The 18670-nt window shown below is 42.5% G+C and carries 10 protein-coding genes, 1 tRNA gene and 1 pseudogene; 8 read left to right on the top strand and 4 right to left on the bottom strand.

Annotated features, from left to right (window positions below; translation table 11 throughout):
• Positions 1 to 86 precede the first annotated feature (86 nt).
• Complete coding sequence (topA, locus tag KQP79_RS11170; RefSeq protein WP_004323094.1) at positions 87 to 2432, top strand: type I DNA topoisomerase; 2346 nt, start codon at positions 87 to 89, stop codon at positions 2430 to 2432.
• Positions 2433 to 2504: 72 nt separating this feature from the next.
• Positions 2505 to 4528: pseudogene (locus KQP79_RS11165) on the top strand (LruC domain-containing protein).
• Positions 4529 to 4764: 236 nt separating this feature from the next.
• On the opposite strand, the gene KQP79_RS11160 reads toward KQP79_RS11165, so the two are convergent.
• From KQP79_RS11160 to KQP79_RS11150, 3 genes are all read right to left on the bottom strand, one after another.
• A complete protein-coding gene (locus tag KQP79_RS11160; RefSeq protein WP_004296480.1) occupies positions 4765 to 5952 on the bottom strand; it encodes a low temperature requirement protein A in 1188 nt (395 codons plus the stop codon).
• Positions 5953 to 6015: 63 nt separating this feature from the next.
• Positions 6016 to 7833: an arginine--tRNA ligase gene (gene argS, locus KQP79_RS11155; protein ID WP_004323089.1), complete on the bottom strand. Its 1818-nt coding sequence runs from the start codon at positions 7831 to 7833 to the stop codon at positions 6016 to 6018.
• 83 nt (positions 7834 to 7916) lie between these two features.
• Positions 7917 to 8189: an HU family DNA-binding protein gene (locus tag KQP79_RS11150; protein WP_004296482.1), complete on the bottom strand. Its 273-nt coding sequence runs from the start codon at positions 8187 to 8189 to the stop codon at positions 7917 to 7919.
• A 221-nt stretch (positions 8190 to 8410) separates the two neighbouring features.
• On the opposite strand from KQP79_RS11150, the gene KQP79_RS11145 reads away from it, so the two are divergent.
• The 5 genes from KQP79_RS11145 to secDF all read left to right on the top strand — a co-directional run bounded on the left by KQP79_RS11145 (position 8411) and on the right by secDF (position 16369).
• Entirely contained in the window at positions 8411 to 9088 is a 678-nt protein-coding gene (locus KQP79_RS11145) for a rhomboid family intramembrane serine protease (protein WP_085929215.1), read from the top strand.
• Positions 9069 to 9974 carry a rhomboid family protein gene (locus KQP79_RS11140; RefSeq protein WP_004323088.1) on the top strand — a complete coding sequence of 302 codons (906 nt, stop codon included), beginning with the start codon at positions 9069 to 9071 and terminating at the stop codon, positions 9972 to 9974. The genes KQP79_RS11145 and KQP79_RS11140 overlap by 20 nt, the downstream gene beginning before the upstream one ends.
• Positions 9975 to 9978: 4 nt before the next feature.
• The gene (locus KQP79_RS11135) at positions 9979 to 11064 is read left to right on the top strand and encodes an endonuclease/exonuclease/phosphatase family protein (RefSeq protein WP_004323087.1); all 1086 of its coding nucleotides are present in this window, start codon (positions 9979 to 9981) and stop codon (positions 11062 to 11064) included.
• Between the two features lie 31 nt (positions 11065 to 11095).
• On the top strand, positions 11096 to 13180 hold the full coding sequence (locus tag KQP79_RS11130; protein WP_085936432.1) for a M3 family metallopeptidase: 2085 nt from the start codon (positions 11096 to 11098) through the stop codon (positions 13178 to 13180).
• A gap of 165 nt (positions 13181 to 13345) precedes the next feature.
• Complete coding sequence (secDF, locus tag KQP79_RS11125) at positions 13346 to 16369, top strand: protein translocase subunit SecDF (RefSeq protein ID WP_004323085.1); 3024 nt, start codon at positions 13346 to 13348, stop codon at positions 16367 to 16369.
• Positions 16370 to 16543: 174 nt separating this feature from the next.
• On the opposite strand, the gene KQP79_RS11120 is transcribed toward secDF, so the two are convergent.
• A tRNA-Arg gene (locus KQP79_RS11120) sits at positions 16544 to 16615 on the bottom strand.
• 203 nt (positions 16616 to 16818) lie between these two features.
• Between KQP79_RS11120 and KQP79_RS11115 the strand changes: the two genes are divergently transcribed.
• Entirely contained in the window at positions 16819 to 18669 is a 1851-nt protein-coding gene (locus KQP79_RS11115; RefSeq protein WP_032848363.1) for a 2-oxoacid:acceptor oxidoreductase subunit alpha, read from the top strand.
• The last annotated feature ends 1 nt before the right edge of the window (position 18670 follow it).

Below are 18670 nucleotides of genomic sequence, written 5' to 3'. Positions count from 1 at the left end.
CTCCTTATAATATAAGGTAGGGAGAATCTTTTTTTTTACTTTTGTCCCCGAATATTGTGGTACAAGCCATTATAAAAGAAAGAATTATGCAGAAAAACCTTGTCATTGTCGAGTCTCCGGCAAAAGCAAAAACGATTGAAAAGTTTCTTGGGAAAGATTTTAAAGTCCTTTCTAGTTACGGACACATACGCGATCTGAAGAAAAAAGAATTCAGCATCGACGTAGAGAAGAATTTTACACCCAGCTACGAAATCCCGGCAGACAAAAAGGCTCTGGTTAACACACTGAAGACAGAAGCTAAAGACGCAGAAACCGTATGGCTCGCATCCGATGAGGACCGCGAAGGAGAAGCGATTGCCTGGCATCTGTATGAGGTCTTAAAACTAAAACCGGAAAACACAAAACGAATCGTATTTCATGAAATTACGAAAAGCGCTATTTTAAAAGCGATTGAACAACCACGCGACATTGACCTCAACCTCGTAAATGCACAACAAGCACGACGGATTCTGGACCGTATCGTAGGTTTCGAACTCTCTCCCGTGCTTTGGAGAAAAGTGAAACCGGCACTTTCTGCCGGACGTGTTCAGTCTGTTGCTGTCCGCCTGATCGTTGAACGTGAACGTGAAATACATGCTTTCCAAACGGAAGCTGCTTATCGCATCACTGCCGTATTCCTCGTTCCGGACACAGACGGAAAACTGGTGGAGATGAAAGCTGAACTGGCTCGCCGTATTAAAACAAAAGAAGAAGCAAAAGCTTTCCTCAACGCATGTCAGGGAGCAAGCTTTGCCATCGACGATATTACTACCCGCCCGGTCAAGAAAACACCTCCTGCTCCATTCACAACATCTACGTTGCAGCAGGAAGCCGCACGCAAACTGGGATATACCGTAGCGCAGACCATGATGCTCGCGCAACGCTTATACGAATCGGGATTCATCACTTATATGCGTACAGACTCTGTCAACCTCTCGGAATTTGCGACAGCAGGCAGTAAAGACGCTATCATCAAAATGATGGGTGACCGCTACGTACACCCCCGTCATTTCGAAACAAAGACTAAGGGTGCACAAGAAGCGCATGAGGCTATCCGTCCTACCTATATGGAAAACCAGTCTGTTGAAGGAACAGCACAGGAAAAGAAACTGTACGACTTGATATGGAAACGCACCATTGCCTCACAAATGGCAGATGCGGAACTGGAAAAGACAACTGCTACCATAACAATAAGTGGCAGTAGCGATGTATTTACAGCCATCGGCGAAGTGATTAAGTTCGACGGATTCCTGCGTGTATACCGTGAATCTTATGATGATGACAACGAACAGGAAGATGAGAGCCACCTACTTCCTCCTCTGAAAAAAGGTCAGAAGTTGGAACACGGCCCTATCATCGCAACCGAACGTTTCACCCAACGTCCTCCACGCTATACGGAAGCAAGTCTTGTACGCAAGTTGGAAGAACTGGGTATCGGACGTCCGTCTACGTATGCACCTACTATCTCTACCATCCAACAACGCGAATATGTGGAGAAAGGTAATAAAGACGGGGAAGAACGGCAGTTTAATGTCATGACATTGAAAGATCGTCAGATTAAGGATGAAAACCATACTGAAATTACCGGTGCAGAAAAGGCGAAGTTATTCCCAACGGATACCGGCACTGTGGTAAATGATTTCCTTACCGAATATTTCCCGGACATTCTGGATTTCAACTTTACCGCCAGCGTAGAAAAGGAATTTGACGAGATTGCAGAAGGAGAAGTGAAATGGACTTCTATCATGAAGAATTTCTATGATAAGTTCCATCCGTCTGTAGAAAATACATTGGCAATCAAGACGGAACATAAAGTAGGCGAACGTATTCTGGGAGAAGAACCGGGAACAGGTAAGACTGTTTCTGTTAAGATTGGCCGCTTCGGTCCTGTTGTACAGATTGGTACTGTAGAAGATGAAGAAAAACCACGCTTTGCACAAATGAAGAAAGGTCAATCCATGGAAACCATCACTTTGGAAGAAGCACTGGAATTATTCAAATTACCTCGTACACTGGGCGAATATGAAGGAAAATCAGTAAGTGTAGGTGTAGGCCGTTTCGGTCCGTATGTCCTGCACAATAAGGTATATGTATCGCTCCCGAAAACACTTGACCCGATGGAAATTACTTTGGAAGAGGCTGAACAGCTGATTCTGGAGAAACGCCAGAAAGAAGCGGAACGCCACATCAAGACGTTTGAAGAGGAGCCGGAACTTGAGATTCTGAACGGACGTTACGGACCTTATATTACCTATAAGGGTTCCAATTATAAAATTCCTAAAGATATCGTCCCACAAGATTTGAGTTTAGCTAGCTGTTTGGAACTCATCAAATTACAAGATGAAAAAGGACCAGCGACCACAAAAAAAGGACGATTCGCAAAAAAGAAATAAAAAAACTAGAAAAAGAGCAAATTATATAATTAAATGTATATATTTGCTCTTTATCTTTTAATACACAAACTTATGAAGCAAACAATTTTAAAGTATTTAATGATAGGAGTACTTGTCATATCTTCCATCAGTTGCATGGATAAAGAGCGTGACTTATCCTGGGAGAGAAGGCATATGCCAAAAGAAGCATACTTCGACTTCAACATGATCCAAGCCGTTGCTTTGAATATCAATTATTGTTTCAAAAGCGACAATTATCGTGTCCTTTTTGACATTTACGATCAAGATCCCATTGAATACTCAGCTGACGGCACCGTGTCCCAAAAGGACATAGAGCCTATCTATCGTGCAGTTACAGACGAAGAAGGCAAATTCAGCGGAGAGATGAATATCCCGGCGGACATCTCGGAAGTATGGTTATCATCGGATTATTTAGCCACCGCATCTCCTCTAAAACTAACGATTGACGACAGTCGTCGGCTTTCATTTAATCAAGATGCATATATCACTGCCTTACGTTCACAAACGGCATCAAAAACCAGAGGAGTGACCGTGAACCAACATACCTATCTAAAAGAATGGCATGTTCTTCCCGATGCAGACTGGGATAACAACGGAAGACCAACCAATCTGGAGCCTAAAATAAACATACCTCCGGCAGACGTATTATACAACATCAAGTATGTTTTCAGAAAGGTTACAGTCAAAGATGAAAACGGTAAAAGCAAGGTTCTGAACATCAGTCAGAATTATCCGGAGTTTTTTGATGGTTCCATTAAAATGACTTCAGATATTCCAATTGTTAACCCGACCGAAGTGAGCCTTGTATTTATAAACAGCTCTGCTGCATGGTACAATACAGTTGGATATTACACCTATCCGACCAACAATCCACCCCAGAGCGCGAGTGATATAAAACAAATAATTGCATTCCCAAACACCTCTCCTGTTTACAAGACTTTAGGGGTAGGAGCATTAGTGTGTGGAGAAGAAATAAAACTCAAATATTGGAATGAAGAGACACAGGAATACGAAGACAAATTTCCTGCAGGAGTCACAATTGGCTGGTGCCTTCAAGGTATGGGATTCAAGAGCAAACTCACCTCAGAAACAGATAAAGACAAAGTGGGCGATATCATAAAAGGTATGGGGCCACGCTACTCTACCAGGAATCTAAACACGAATAATACACAAAGGACCATATCTCTCCGTGATTCTCAGTCCGGGCAGATTGTAGCAGTAGGATTCGAAGATAATATTGACTTCGATTATGCAGATGCCATATTCTATATTCATACGTCAGAAAAGAATGCTATTGACCCGGCATTGCCTGCACTGCCTGAGGACCCCGAAGCAATCCCCGAGCAATATAAAATTTCCTATTCCGGTACACTGGCTTTTGAAGACTTATGGCCTAAGTTAGGTGATTACGATATGAATGACGTAATGGTAAAGTACACCAGTACGATGACCCGAAATGCTCTTGACAATCGCATTTACGAAATAGAAGACAAGTTTATCTTACAGCACTGTGGCGGTTATCTGCAAAACGGATTTGGATATCAATTACACAGCTCTCAAACAGCAATATCAAGAGTGTAAAAATAACGGGGCCTGATGCCAGTGGTTTATCAAGTTCTATATACATGGAAGGAAAAGAAACAGAGCCTGGACAGTCTCACCCAACCATATTGTTGTATGACGACATGACAAAATTCAAAAATATCACTGATGAATCAAAGAAAGAATATACTGTAACCATCACGCTTGATGGAGCTAGTGAGAAAGAGGTGGTACCTCCTTACAACCCGTTTATCTTCATCAGTTCCAACGAGGGTAGAGGCAAAGAATTACATCTGATAAATTATCCCCCGACTGATAAAGCCGACTTATCGTTACTGGGAACCGGAAAAGACATCTACAGACCAGAAGAAGGGATGTATTATGTTTCTGCAGACTTGATGCCGTTTGCTATCAATATGCCGGTAAGTAATCTCCCGGTTCCAGAGGAAGGGAAACGAATCGATCAATCATATCCCAAGTTCTCTGGATGGGTATCATCGAATGGGAAACAAAATAAAGATTGGTACAAATAAAGATTGATACGATTTAAATAAGAGCAGCCCGGATATTGTACGGAATCGCTATCGGGACTTCGCATTGCGAACCATCGATGAAAAAGACATAATAGACATCCGTTTAGAAAGGCGCGAATTACGCAGTTCACACAACTTCTTGAATACTCACCAAGAATTCGTGTGAACTGTGTTTTTATTTTAAGCCACAATATTATAGGATATAAGTATTATCCGTTATGAATAGGCTTTCATCATTAAATCTTCGGCTCCCATTTTATCTTAAAACCTTTATTAGGGAATAGCATATCAAACACAATCACGAATATAAAAACAGATGTTACCAAGATATTCATCGTCAATAAAGAAATGTGATAAGGCCAGGGAAGCAGTAAAGCCAAAGCTATTACAGCAATAATATGTGATAAAGGAAGCATACGGCACGTGACATATTTATAGATACTATTTGCCAGAATATAAACGATTGGTCCGATAATCAGAACAAAAACAACTTCCGCTCTCATTTCTTGTTCGGGATGGGCAACAATCAGTTCGTCTCCTACCGCACAAATAATCAATGCTCCCACCAGTACGATATGAATTGCATTATAAATCAACCCCAGCTTGCCGGGATCTTTCACTTCCTGTATTTTCCGGCTACCGGCTTCACTGCTCACATCAAAGTAAACCCACCACATAGCCAAACTACCAATGAAAGATATGACAGCAGAAATAATCACGAGAGGCGTCCATTCTTCTACTTCACTCAAAGAAGCTCCTGTCATCAATAGAGTTTCTCCAAAAGCAATAATCACAAACAACTGGCAACGTTCCACCAAATGATGCCCTTCAATAGTCCATTCCTTGCTACTGTCCGAACGTCCCAGACGAGGTAAAGCAAATCCGTGCATCGGGGCTGTATAATCACAGATGGCGGCTATAATCCACAGTAGAATTTGCCATTCTCCCTGCAATATGGCACCCGTAATCCAAAAGACGGCAGATATACAGAACCAGCCCATAATTCGCTTAAAATTAGCAGCCAGATGATGATCTCCTAACACCCCGATAATATAAAGTGTTCTCCCTGCCTGTATCAGAACATAGCAGACAGCAAATATCAATCCCCGGTAAGTAAAGGCATAAGGAATGGCAGCCGCCATCACCAGCCCCACCAGCATACTGATAAAAAGAAGAATACGTATCGGCCGGGTATCCGGGTTGAACCAGTTAGTCACCCAGATGGTATGTTGCCACAACATCCAGACTGCAAACCACAGGATTGTTTCTTTCAATAATCCTTCCCAAGTGAGATTATGAAGCAGATAATGTGAAAGTTGCGTGACCGAGAAAACATAAATCAGGTCAAACAGCAGTTCGGAATAAGAGACAGTAGCAGTTTCCGTTTCTCTCTTCCGAAGCAATGGATGGGGGGAGTAAAACATACGAGGTTCCTTTTATATATATAAAAGAAACCCCGCAGAAGTCTATTTTGTTCAGAGAAAGTCTTACATTCTGGAAGGAACTTCGATACCCAGCAAATTCATTCCCAAGCGAACAACTTTAGCTACATTAGCAGACAGAGCGATACGGAATACTTTCACTGCCTCATTCTCTTCGCGCAGAATACTATAGTCATGATAGAACTGATTGTATTCTTTCACCAAGTCATAAGTATAATTAGCAATAATAGACGGGCTGTAATCTTCACCGGCTTGTTTTACAACAGCAGCAAAGTCGGCAACCATCTGAATCAGCCCTTCTTCCTTTTCACTCAATTCAATACCAGCCGGAATCTGTTCAGGAATTACGATACCTGATTCGGCAGCTTTCCGAAGTACAGACTGGATACGTGCATAAGTATATTGAATAAACGGACCTGTATTACCATTGAAGTCGATAGATTCTTTCGGATTGAATGTCATATTCTTACGGGCATCGACTTTCAGAATGAAATATTTCAATGCTCCCAGACCCACAATACGGGCAATATCATCAGCTTCTTCCTGTGTCAAACCATCCAGTTTGCCTAGTTCTTGTGAAGTTTCTTTAGCAGTGGCAATCATTTCCTCCATCAAGTCGTCAGCATCAACTACCGTACCCTCACGGGATTTCATCTTACCTTCCGGCAGTTCCACCATTCCGTAAGAGAAGTGTACCAGACTCTTACCCCATTCGAAACCAAGTTTATCGAGCAAGATAGAAAGCACCTGGAAGTGATAGTTCTGTTCGTTACCTACTACATAAATCATCTTATTAATCGGGTAATCGGCAAAACGAAGTTTAGCCGTACCGATATCCTGAGTCATGTAGACAGAAGTACCGTCACCACGGAGAAGGAGCTTATGATCCAGTCCTTCGGCAGTCAGGTCGGCCCATACGGAACCGTCTTCTTTCTTGTAGAAGAAACCTTTTTCCAGACCTTCCATTACCTTTTCTTTTCCTTCGAGGTAAGTATTGGATTCGTAATAGATCTTGTCGAAGCTGACACCCATCTTCTTGTAGGTTTCGTCGAATCCTGCATATACCCAGTTGTTCATCATTTCCCACAATCCGCGTACTTCCGGATCACCGGCTTCCCACTTCACCAACATTTCGCGGGCTTCCTGCATCAATGGAGATTCAGCTTCAGCCTTTGCTTTCGCTTCATCGTCATTCATTCCCTGCGCTGTAAATTTAGCCATCAGCTCCTTTACTTCCGCTTTATAATGCTTATCGAAAGATACATAATAATCACCTACCAGGTGGTCACCCTTCTTACCCGAAGTTTCAGGAGTTTCACCGTTTCCGTATTTCTTCCATGCCAGCATGGACTTACAGATGTGGATACCACGGTCGTTTACAATATTTGTTTTGACTACCTTATTGCCGTTTGCCGCTACAATGTTAGCCAATGCGTTGCCTAAAAGGTTATTACGCACGTGTCCCAAGTGAAGCGGTTTATTTGTATTCGGAGAAGAATATTCAATCATCACCAATGGAGAAGCGTCAGTGACCTGCACTAAGCCGTACTGTTCATCTGCCTGAATCTCGTTCAGCAACTCAATCCATGTAGCCGATGCAATAGTCAGGTTCAAGAACCCTTTTATCACATTAAACGCTGCTACAGCCGGATCGTTTGCCTTCAGATATTCACCGATTTCCTGTGCCGTTTGCTCCGGTCCTTTTTTTGACATCTTCAGGAAAGGAAATACCACCAACGTCAAATGTCCTTCAAATTCTTTCTTCGTTTTTTGCAACTGCACCATCTTTTCAGGGACTTCCTGACCGTAAAGTGCTTTGAGTCCGCTGATAACGGACGCTACAAGTTTATCTTCTATCTTCATAATCAAGTTATTTCTTGCGCGCAAAGATACAAAAAAAGGAGACGCATCACGTCTCCTCTCTTAATTTCTTTCAACTATCTATCTTATTCAACAGCTGCAGATAATTCAGCACCAGCTTTAAATTTAGCTACTTTCTTAGCAGGAATAGTAATAGTTGCCTTTGTAGAAGGGTTAATACCAGTTCTTTCAGCTCTTTCGCTTACTGAGAAAGTACCAAAACCTACGAGAGATACTTTGTCACCAGCTTTCATAGCATTAGTAACTGAAGTGATGAAAGCATCAAGTGCTTTTTTTGCATCGGCTTTGCTCATTTGAGCTTCAGCAGCCATTGCGCTAATAAGATCAGACTTATTCATAATACGTAAAATGATTAATTAATATATATGTTACACAAAAGATTATCCCACAATGGATTGATTCCACAAATATAGCCGAACAAAACAACATATCAAATAAAAACATAAAAAAAACGCAGCAAATTATTGAAAAAGAGCTAATAGGAAGCGTTTTTCATGCTTTAAAACAGAATTTATTCGTACTTTTGCGTCTATTATCTAAATATTCAGAAATTAAAATGATGCCAACTGTAACTAAAAACCTGATAATTATCAATGTACTAGTATTTTTCGGGACAATCGTAGCCCAACGTTACGGCCTGGATTTAACGAATTATCTGGGATTACATTTTTTCCTTGCAAGTGACTTTAATCCGGCACAGCTTATCACTTATATGTTTATGCACGGCGGATTCAGCCACATTTTCTTTAATATGTTTGCCGTTTTTATGTTCGGACCGATTCTCGAACAAACCTGGGGACCCAAACGTTTCCTCTTTTACTATATTCTCTGCGGTATCGGTGCGGGACTTATCCAGGAAGGAGTGCAGTATATTCAATATGTAACGGAGCTTAGCCAACATACGCACATTAACCTAATAGGCTATGGCGTTGTCCCCATAGAAGAGTATCTGAACATGATGACCACCGTAGGTGCTTCGGGAGCCGTTTACGCCATATTGCTGGCATTCGGTATGTTATTTCCCAATAACCGGTTGTTTATCTTCCCGCTGCCATTTCCTATCAAAGCGAAGTTCTTCGTTATAGGATACGCCGCGATTGAATTATGGTCAGGACTTGCCAATAGCGCCGGAGACAATGTCGCTCACTTTGCTCACCTGGGAGGAATGTTATTTGGATTGATCCTGATTTTGTATTGGAGAAAAAAAAGCAATAACAATGGGACATATTATAGCTGATTTAAAGGAGACATTCAGAAGAGGAAATATTTTCATCCAACTGATTTATATCAACGTAGGCATCTTTGTGATTGGCACGTTGATTAACGTTTTCTTGCGACTGTTTGAAGTAAGTACCCCCGATATATTCGGTATATTTGCCCTGCCGGCATCCTTTATCGGATTTATTCATCAGCCGTGGTCGTTATTTACTTATATGTTTATGCATGCCGGTATCCTGCATATTTTATTCAATATGCTCTGGCTGTATTGGTTCGGAAGTTTGTTTCTCTACTTTTTCTCGGCCAAACATTTAAGAGGACTATATGTATTAGGAGGTATCTGTGGAGGTTTACTGTATATGGTTGCCTACAATGTATTTCCTTTATTCAGTTCGCAAGTGACGGGTGCAACATTGGTAGGAGCATCAGCTTCCGTATTAGCCATCGTAGCCGCTACGGCTTATCGTGAACCAGATTACAGGGTGCAACTTTTTCTTTTCGGTGCTATCCGTCTCAAATATCTGGCACTGGTTGTTATCGGAATCGATGTATTATCCATCACCTCAAGTAATGCCGGAGGACATATCGCCCACCTGGGCGGTGCTCTTGCAGGACTTTGGTTTGCCGCCAGCCTAAGTAAAGGAACTGATTTGACTTCCTGGATCAACTGGATTCTGGATGGTTTCACTTCCTTGTTTCAAAAGAAAACATGGAAACGGAAACCGAAAATGAAGGTACACTATGGAAACAGTGCCACCGGTCGCGAGAAGGATTATGATTACAATGCCCACAAAAAAGCACAGTCTGATGAAGTGGACCGTATTTTGGAAAAACTAAAGAAATCCGGTTACGACAGTCTGACAACTGAAGAAAAGAAAAGCTTGTTCGACGCAAGCAAAAGATAAAAGAATGGAACATATTGGCAAATTTGTCGCATATCTGATACTTGCTGTCAACGCTCTCTTCGTGGGAACGTTGATATTAAGCGCTTATAGCCCTTACCTTAACCCGAAAATAAACCCACTTGCTTCCAGCTTGGGACTTGCATTTCCGATATTCCTGACGATTAATCTGATTTTTATCGGCTTCTGGGCATTTGTCAATTACCGCTATGCGCTCTTGCCTGCCATCGGTTTTCTAATTTGTATTCCGCAGATACGGACTTATATTCCTTTTAACTCCACCACAAAAAACATACCGGAAGGAAGCATCAAAATCCTATCCTACAACGTAATGAGTTTCAACAATTTGGAGAAGAAAGATGGAAAAAACCCGGTATTGTCTTATCTTGTAGATAGTAACGCCGATATTATCTGTCTGCAAGAATATAACACCGCTACCAACAAGAAATACCTGACGGAACAGGACATTAAAAAAGCATTGAAAGCCTATCCTTACCAATCCGTCCACCAACAAGGGAAAGGAGACGTGCAACTTGCCTGTTTCTCTAAGTTCCCCATACTCTCGATACATCCCATCGAATATGAAAGTAATTATAACGGCTCCATGAAATATGTACTGAATGTGAATAACGACACTCTTACATTAATCAACAACCACCTGGAATCCAACAAGCTCACCAAAGAAGACAGAGGGATGTATGAGGATATGATTAAAGACCCGAATGCCAAGAAAGTAAAAACCGGACTTAGGCAATTAATAAGAAAACTGGCGGAAGCATCGGCTATCCGGGCTACACAAGCAGATTCTGTGGCTAAAACCATTGCAGAAAGTAAATATCCGACAACCATAGTATGCGGCGATTTCAACGACGGTTCTATCTCATATACCCATCGCATCCTGACTCAAAAACTAGATGATGCATTCACACAGTCCGGTAAAGGATTAGGTATTTCCTACAATCAGAACAAGTTCTATTTCCGCATAGACAATATCTTGATCAGCCCCAACCTGAAAGCCTACAATTGCACGGTAGACCGGTCTATCAAGGCATCAGACCATTACCCGATCTGGTGCTATATCAGTAAACGATAAGAACTGAAAACTCTAATAAAAAACACTTATGATGATTAAAAAGACACTAACCATTTTAGCAGTAAGTTGTATGATGTACTCCTGTGCTACGAAAACAGAAAGCAATCCTTTCTTTACAGAGTTTCAAACCGAGTATGGTGTTCCTTCTTTCGACAAGATTAAATTAGAGCACTATGAACCTGCCTTTCTAAAAGGTATAGAAGAACAGAATCAAAATATCGAAGCCATCATCGAAAGCCCGGAAATTCCGACATTCGAAAATACGATTGTGGCTTTGGATAACAGCGCACCCATCTTAGACCGGGTAAGCATCATTTTCTTCAATATGACAGATGCGGAAACTACTGATTCGCTGACCGCACTTTCCATCAAACTGGCACCGGTTCTTTCGGAACATAATGACAATATCTCCCTGAATGGGAAACTATTCAAACGGGTGAACGATGTCTACCAAAAGAAAGATTCATTGAACCTGACGTCGGAACAAGAACGTCTGCTGGACAAGACTTATAAAAGATTTATCCGTTCCGGAGCGAACCTTGGCGAAAAGGACCAAACTCGCCTCCGCGAAATCAACAAGGAGCTTTCTACACTTGGCATCACTTTCAGCAACAATGTGCTGAATGAGAATAATGCCTTCCAACTTTTCGTTGACAAGGAAGAAGATCTGGCAGGATTGCCTGAATGGTTCCGCCAAAGTGCGGCCGAAGAAGCGAAAGCAGCCGGACAACCGGGAAAATGGTTGTTCACCCTGCACAATGCCAGCCGTCTGCCTTTCCTGCAATATTCTGAAAATCGCCCGCTCCGGGAGCAAATATACAAAGCTTATATCAACCGCGGCAACAACAACGACGGAAACGATAACAAGGAAAACATCCGCAAGATCGTTTCTCTCCGCCTGGAAAAAGCGAACTTATTAGGTTTCGACTGTTATGCAAACTTCGTCCTGGATGAAACCATGGCAAAGAACGCCAACAACGTAATGAGCCTTTTAAATAACCTCTGGAGCTACGCACTGCCAAAAGCAAAAGCAGAAGCTACCGAACTTCAGAAATTAATGGATAAGGAAGGAAAAGGAGAAAAACTAGAAGCATGGGACTGGTGGTATTATACCGAAAAACTACGGAAAGAAAAATACAACCTGTCTGAAGAGGATACAAAACCTTACTTCAAACTGGAGAATGTACGCGATGGCGCTTTCGCCGTAGCCAACAAATTATATGGCATCACCCTAAGCAAACTGGAAGGCATACCAACTTATCACCCTGATGTAGAAGTCTTTGAAGTGAAAGACGCAGACGGTTCCCAGCTCGGTATCTTCTATGTAGACTATTTCCCACGTCCCGGGAAAAGCGGTGGTGCATGGATGAGCAACTATCGTGAGCAACACGGAACAACCCGTCCGTTGGTATGCAACGTTTGCAGCTTTACCAAGCCGGTAGGCGACACCCCCTCTTTATTGACCATGGATGAAGTGGAAACCCTGTTTCACGAATTTGGTCACGCTCTGCACGGACTGCTGACAAAATGTGAATACAAAGGAACATCGGGAACCAACGTGGTACGTGACTTTGTAGAACTTCCTTCTCAAATCAACGAACATTGGGCGACTGAACCCGAAGTGCTGAAAATGTATGCCAAACATTATCAGACAGGAGAAGTGATACCCGACGAAATCATCGAGAAGATACTGCAACAGAAAACTTTCAACCAGGGCTTCATGACCACCGAATTACTGGCTGCCGCCATCCTCGACATGAACCTGCACACGATGACAGATGTAAAGAATTTGGACATGCTTGCATTCGAAAAAGAAGCGATGAACAAGCTTAACTTGATTCCCGAAATAGCACCGCGTTATCGCGTGACTTACTTCAATCATATCATTGGCGGATACGCAGCCGGATACTATAGTTACCTATGGGCCAACGTATTGGACAATGATGCTTTCGAAGCTTTCAAAGAACATGGTATTTTTGATAAAAACACCGCCGACCTGTTCCGCCATAACGTATTGGAGAAGGGAGACAGCGAAGACCCGATGGTGCTTTATAAGAATTTCCGTGGAGCGGAACCAAGCCTGGAACCACTACTGAAAAACAGAGGAATGAAATAATTCAGCAAAAAAGCCCTTAAACATCAAATATTTGAGGGCTTATTACACATGAATGTGAAAAAAAAACTATATTTGCAGCCTTGTATGCGGCAAAAAGAACTTGTGTACGACAGAATTTAACTGAAAATTAAATTAAAAAAGTAATCATCATAAATTAAAAGTAAAATGCAAAACAAAGGATTTGTAAAGGTTTTTGCGGTATTACTCACACTGGTATGTGTGTTCTATCTCTCCTTCTCCTTCGTAACACGCCATTATACCAACAAGGCGAAAGAAATTGCGAACGGCGACCCGAAAGTGGAACAAGACTACCTCGACTCTCTCTCCAATGAGAAAGTGTGGTTGGGTAACTGGACGCTGAAACAATGTCGTGAGATGGAGATTAGTTTAGGTTTGGACCTAAAAGGTGGTATGAACGTTATCCTTGAAGTTTCTGTACCTGATGTTATCAAAGCACTGGCTGACAACAAGCCGGATGAAGCTTTCAACAATGCATTGGCAGAAGCTGCAAAACAGGCTGTAAACAGTCAGGATGATATCATCACGCTATTTGTCAGAGAATACCACAAAGCTGCTCCTAACGCAAAACTTTCCGAACTCTTCGCAACACAACAGTTGAAAGACAAAGTTAACCAGAAATCATCGGATGCAGAAGTTGAAAAAGTATTGAGAGCAGAAGTAAAAGCTGCTGTTGAAAACTCATATAACGTACTTCGTACACGTATCGACCGTTTCGGTGTTGTTCAGCCGAATATCCAGAGCCTGGAAGACAAAATGGGTCGTATCATGGTGGAATTGCCGGGTATCAAAGAGCCGGAACGTGTGAGAAAACTTCTCCAAGGTTCTGCTAACCTGGAATTCTGGGAAACTTATACAGCTAAAGAAGTTCTTCCTGCTATGCAATCTGCTGATGCTAAATTGCGCGCTGTATTAGCGCAGGAGACAGGTGCAGACTCTACCGCTGTAGATTCCACCAAAGAAGCTCCGCTTGCAGAAGCTACTCCGGCCAAGAAAAGCGTAAGTGCTGCCGACAGTCTTGCTGCTGCCCTGAAAGGAGATGCTACAACTACTGAAGATAATTCAACAGCTAACCTGGCAGAAATTAAAAAGCAATACCCTCTGTTGGCTATCCTGCAGTTGAACTCTAGCGGACAAGGTCCTGTGATCGGTTACGCTAACTACAAAGACACTGCTGATATCAACAAATATCTGGCTATGCCGGAAGTTAAAGCAGAACTCCCGAAAGACCTTCGTTTGAAATGGGGTGTTTCTCCTTCTGAATTTGACAAGAAAGGACAGACGTTCGAATTATATGCTATCAAGTCTACCGAACGCAACGGTAAAGCTCCGTTGGAAGGTGATGTAGTAACAGACGCGAAAGATGAATTCGACCAATACAGCAAACCGGCTGTCAGCATGACAATGAACTCTGACGGTGCACGTCGTTGGGCACAGCTGACCAAACAGAACATCGGTCGTTCTATCGCTATCGTTCTTGACAACTATGTATATTCTGCACCAAACGTAAACTCTGAAATCACAGGTGGACGTTCACAGATTACAGGTCATTTCACTCCTGAACAGGCAAAGGACTTAGCAAACGTATTGAAATCAGGTAAGATGCCGGCTCCGGCTCACATCGTACAGGAAGATATCGTTGGTCCGTCATTGGGTCAGGAATCTATCAATGCAGGTGTATTCTCATTCGTAGTGGCTCTGATTCTGTTGATGATCTATATGTGTATGATGTACGGCTTCATACCGGGTATGATTGCCAATGGTGCATTGTTCCTGAACTTCTTCTTCGTATTAGGTGTCCTCTCCTCCTTCCAGGCAGCATTGACAATGTCCGGTATTGCCGGTATGGTGTTGTCACTAGGTATGGCAGTGGATGCGAACGTACTTATCTACGAACGTACTAAAGAAGAACTTCGTGCCGGTAAAGGTGTGAAGAAAGCACTTGCTGACGGTTATTCCAACGCATTCTCCGCTATCTTCGACTCGAACCTGACATCCATCATCACAGGTGTCATTCTGTTTAACTTCGGTACCGGTCCGATCCGTGGTTTTGCTACGACATTGATTATCGGTATTCTAGTATCCTTCTTCACCGCTGTGTTCATGACCCGTATAGTTTACGAACACTTCATGAACAAGGACAAACTATTGAACCTTACATTCACAACCCCTGTTTCAAGAAACTTGATGACCAACACACGTTTTGATTTTATGGGAACAAACAAAAAATCCCTTATCATCACTGTAGCCATCATCCTCGTTTGTATCGGTTCATTTGCCATGCGCGGTTTAAGCCAGAGTATCGACTTTACCGGTGGACGTAACTTCAAGGTACAGTTCGAGAATCCGGTAGAACCCGAACAGATTCGTGAATTGATCTCCAGCAAGTTCGGTGATGCTAACGTTAGTGTTATCGCTATCGGTACAGATAAGAAAACTGTACGTATCAGCACCAACTACCGTATTGAAGATGCAGGAAACGATGTTGACTCTCAAATCGAAGCATATTTATATGAGACTTTGAAACCTGTGCTGACTCAAAACATCACTCTAGCTACCTTTATCGACCGTGACAATCACACTGGTGGTAGTATTGTAAGTTCTCAAAAAGTGGGTCCGAGTATCGCAGACGATATCAAAACAGGTGCCATCTATTCCGTAGTACTGGCTTTGATCGCTATCGGTCTGTATATCTTAATCCGTTTCCGTAACATCGCATATAGTATTGGCTCTATCGTAGCTCTATCATGCGATACCATCATGATTATCGGTGCTTACTCATTGTTATGGGGTATCGTTCCATTCTCACTGGAAATTGACCAAACGTTTATCGGTGCTATCCTGACAGCTATCGGTTACTCTATCAATGACAAGGTGGTAATCTTCGACCGTGTACGTGAGTTCTTCGGCCTGTATCCGAAACGTGACAAACGTCAGTTGTTCAATGATTCATTGAATACTACACTTGCACGTACTATCAATACATCATTAAGTACATTGATCGTATTGCTGTGTATCTTCATCCTTGGCGGTGATTCAATCCGCAGCTTTGCATTCGCAATGATCTTGGGTGTTGTTATCGGTACATTGTCATCACTGTTCATTGCATCTCCGATTGCATACAACATGATGAAGAACAAAAAAGTCGTACCAGTAACTACGGAAGAATAATAAATTCCAAAAATAGAAAAAGCCTCTTCCGAACATTCGGTAGAGGCTTTTTCTATTGATTATTAAAACAAATAGAAGCTATAAGACGTTCATCTTAAAAGAAGCCATTGTTAAACTCAAAACCAGATACGATATGAAAGCAAAACAAAACAACTTCTCACAGATTCTTCGTAGTAGCCCCGAGGGGAATCGAACCCCTATCTAAAGTTTAGGAAACTTCTATTCTATCCGTTGAACTACAAGGCCGCTTCAAATTTGCTTGCAAAGATAACGGTTTCTGTCGATTTAACAAGAATAAAAATACAGGTTCCTTTCAGATATTTCAAATATTTGGCGTCAATAGGACAATAAAGTTCGATTTATTTTGATAATTCGATTAACTTTCCGACCTTTGCGCTCACAAATTGAAAGTAAAATCAGTTTTTAAATTAAATATAGTAATTAAAGTTATGGCAGACGAAATGATGGTTAAAGAATTGGAGGAAGTAGTAGTACGTTTCTCCGGCGACTCCGGCGACGGTATGCAGCTGGCCGGCAACATCTTCTCGAACGTGTCGGCTACGGTAGGAAATGACATCTGTACATTCCCTGACTATCCGGCAGACATCCGCGCCCCGCAAGGTTCACTGACCGGTGTTTCCGGTTTTCAGGTCCACATCGGTGCCGGACAGGTTTACACTCCCGGAGACCGTTGCCACGTGTTGGTGGCTATGAATCCTTCCGCACTGAAAACACAAATCAAATTCTGTAAACCGCAAGGACTTATCATTACCGACTCCGACTCATTCGAAGCCAGAGATTTGGAAAAGGCACAATTCAAGACCGACAATCCTTTTGAAGAATTAGGCATAAAACAGGAAGTACTTGAAGTTCCCATCTCTTCCATGTGCAAAGAGAGCCTGAAAGACTCCGGACTAGACAATAAATCAGCACTCCGTTGTAAGAACATGTTCGCACTCGGACTGGTTTGCTGGCTGTTCAACCGTAACCTTGCCGCTGCTGAAAAAATGCTGCGTGAGAAATTCGCCAAGAAGCCCGAAATTGCAGAAGCTAATATTAAGGTATTAAACGATGGTTTCAACTATGGTGCCAACACACATGCTTCTGTCTCTACTTATAAGATTGAAAGTAAAGCTCCGAAATCAAAAGGACTTTATACAGATATCAACGGAAATAAAGCAACTGCTTATGGCTTGATTGCTGCTGCCGAGAAAGCAGGTCTGGAACTCTACTTGGGTTCTTATCCTATCACTCCGGCCACTGATATTCTGCACGAATTAGCTAAACATAAATCACTGGGAGTAAAAACCGTACAGTGCGAAGATGAAATCGCGGGTTGTGCTTCTGCCGTTGGTGCCGCTTTTGCCGGTGCTTTGGCTGTAACGACTACTTCCGGACCCGGTGTTTGTTTGAAGAGTGAGGCCATGAACCTTGCTGTAATTGGCGAACTTCCATTAGTGATTGTAAATGTGCAACGTGGCGGTCCGTCAACAGGTTTGCCTACTAAATCAGAACAGACAGACTTATTGCAAGCTCTTTACGGACGTAATGGTGAAAGCCCGATGCCGGTGATTGCCGCAACTTCACCAACGAACTGTTTTGATGCCGCATACATGGCATGTAAGATTGCTCTGGAACACATGACTCCGGTTGTATTACTGACGGATGCTTTCGTAGCCAACGGCTCGGCAGCTTGGAAACTTCCTAACTTAAATGAATATCCTGCCATCAATCCTCCATACGTGACTCCGGACATGGCTGGTAACTGGACTCCATACCAACGCAATGAAGAAACCGGTGCACGTTACTGGGCAATTCCGGGAACTGAAGGATTCATGCACCGCATCGGTGGTCTTGAAAAGAGCAATGAAACAGGTGCGATCTCTACCGAACCAGAAAACCATAATAAGATGGTTCATCTCCGCCAAACTAAAGTAGATAAAATTGCAGACTATATCCCCGAACTCGAAGTACTGGGTGATGAAGATGCAGATTTACTGATTGTTGGCTGGGGCGGCACGTATGGGCATCTCCGTCTGGCTATGGACTTTATGCGCGATCATGGAAAGAAAGTGGCTTTCGCACACTTCCAATACATCAACCCGTTGCCGAAGAATACAGCCGATGTATTGCGTAAATACAAGAAGATCGTAGTAGCTGAACAGAATTTGGGACAATTCGCAGGTTATTTACGGATGAAGATACCCGGATTGAACATCAGCCAGTTCAACCAAGTGAAAGGACAGCCTTTCGTTACGAGAGAATTGATAGATGCATTCACTAAATTATTGGAGGAATAAA

Origin of the sequence: Bacteroides sp. DH3716P, from assembly GCF_025914115.1 — a bacterium.
GTDB classification, from domain to species: Bacteria; Bacteroidota; Bacteroidia; order Bacteroidales; family Bacteroidaceae; genus Bacteroides; species Bacteroides ovatus.
This window is presented reverse-complemented; position numbering and strand designations above follow the sequence as displayed.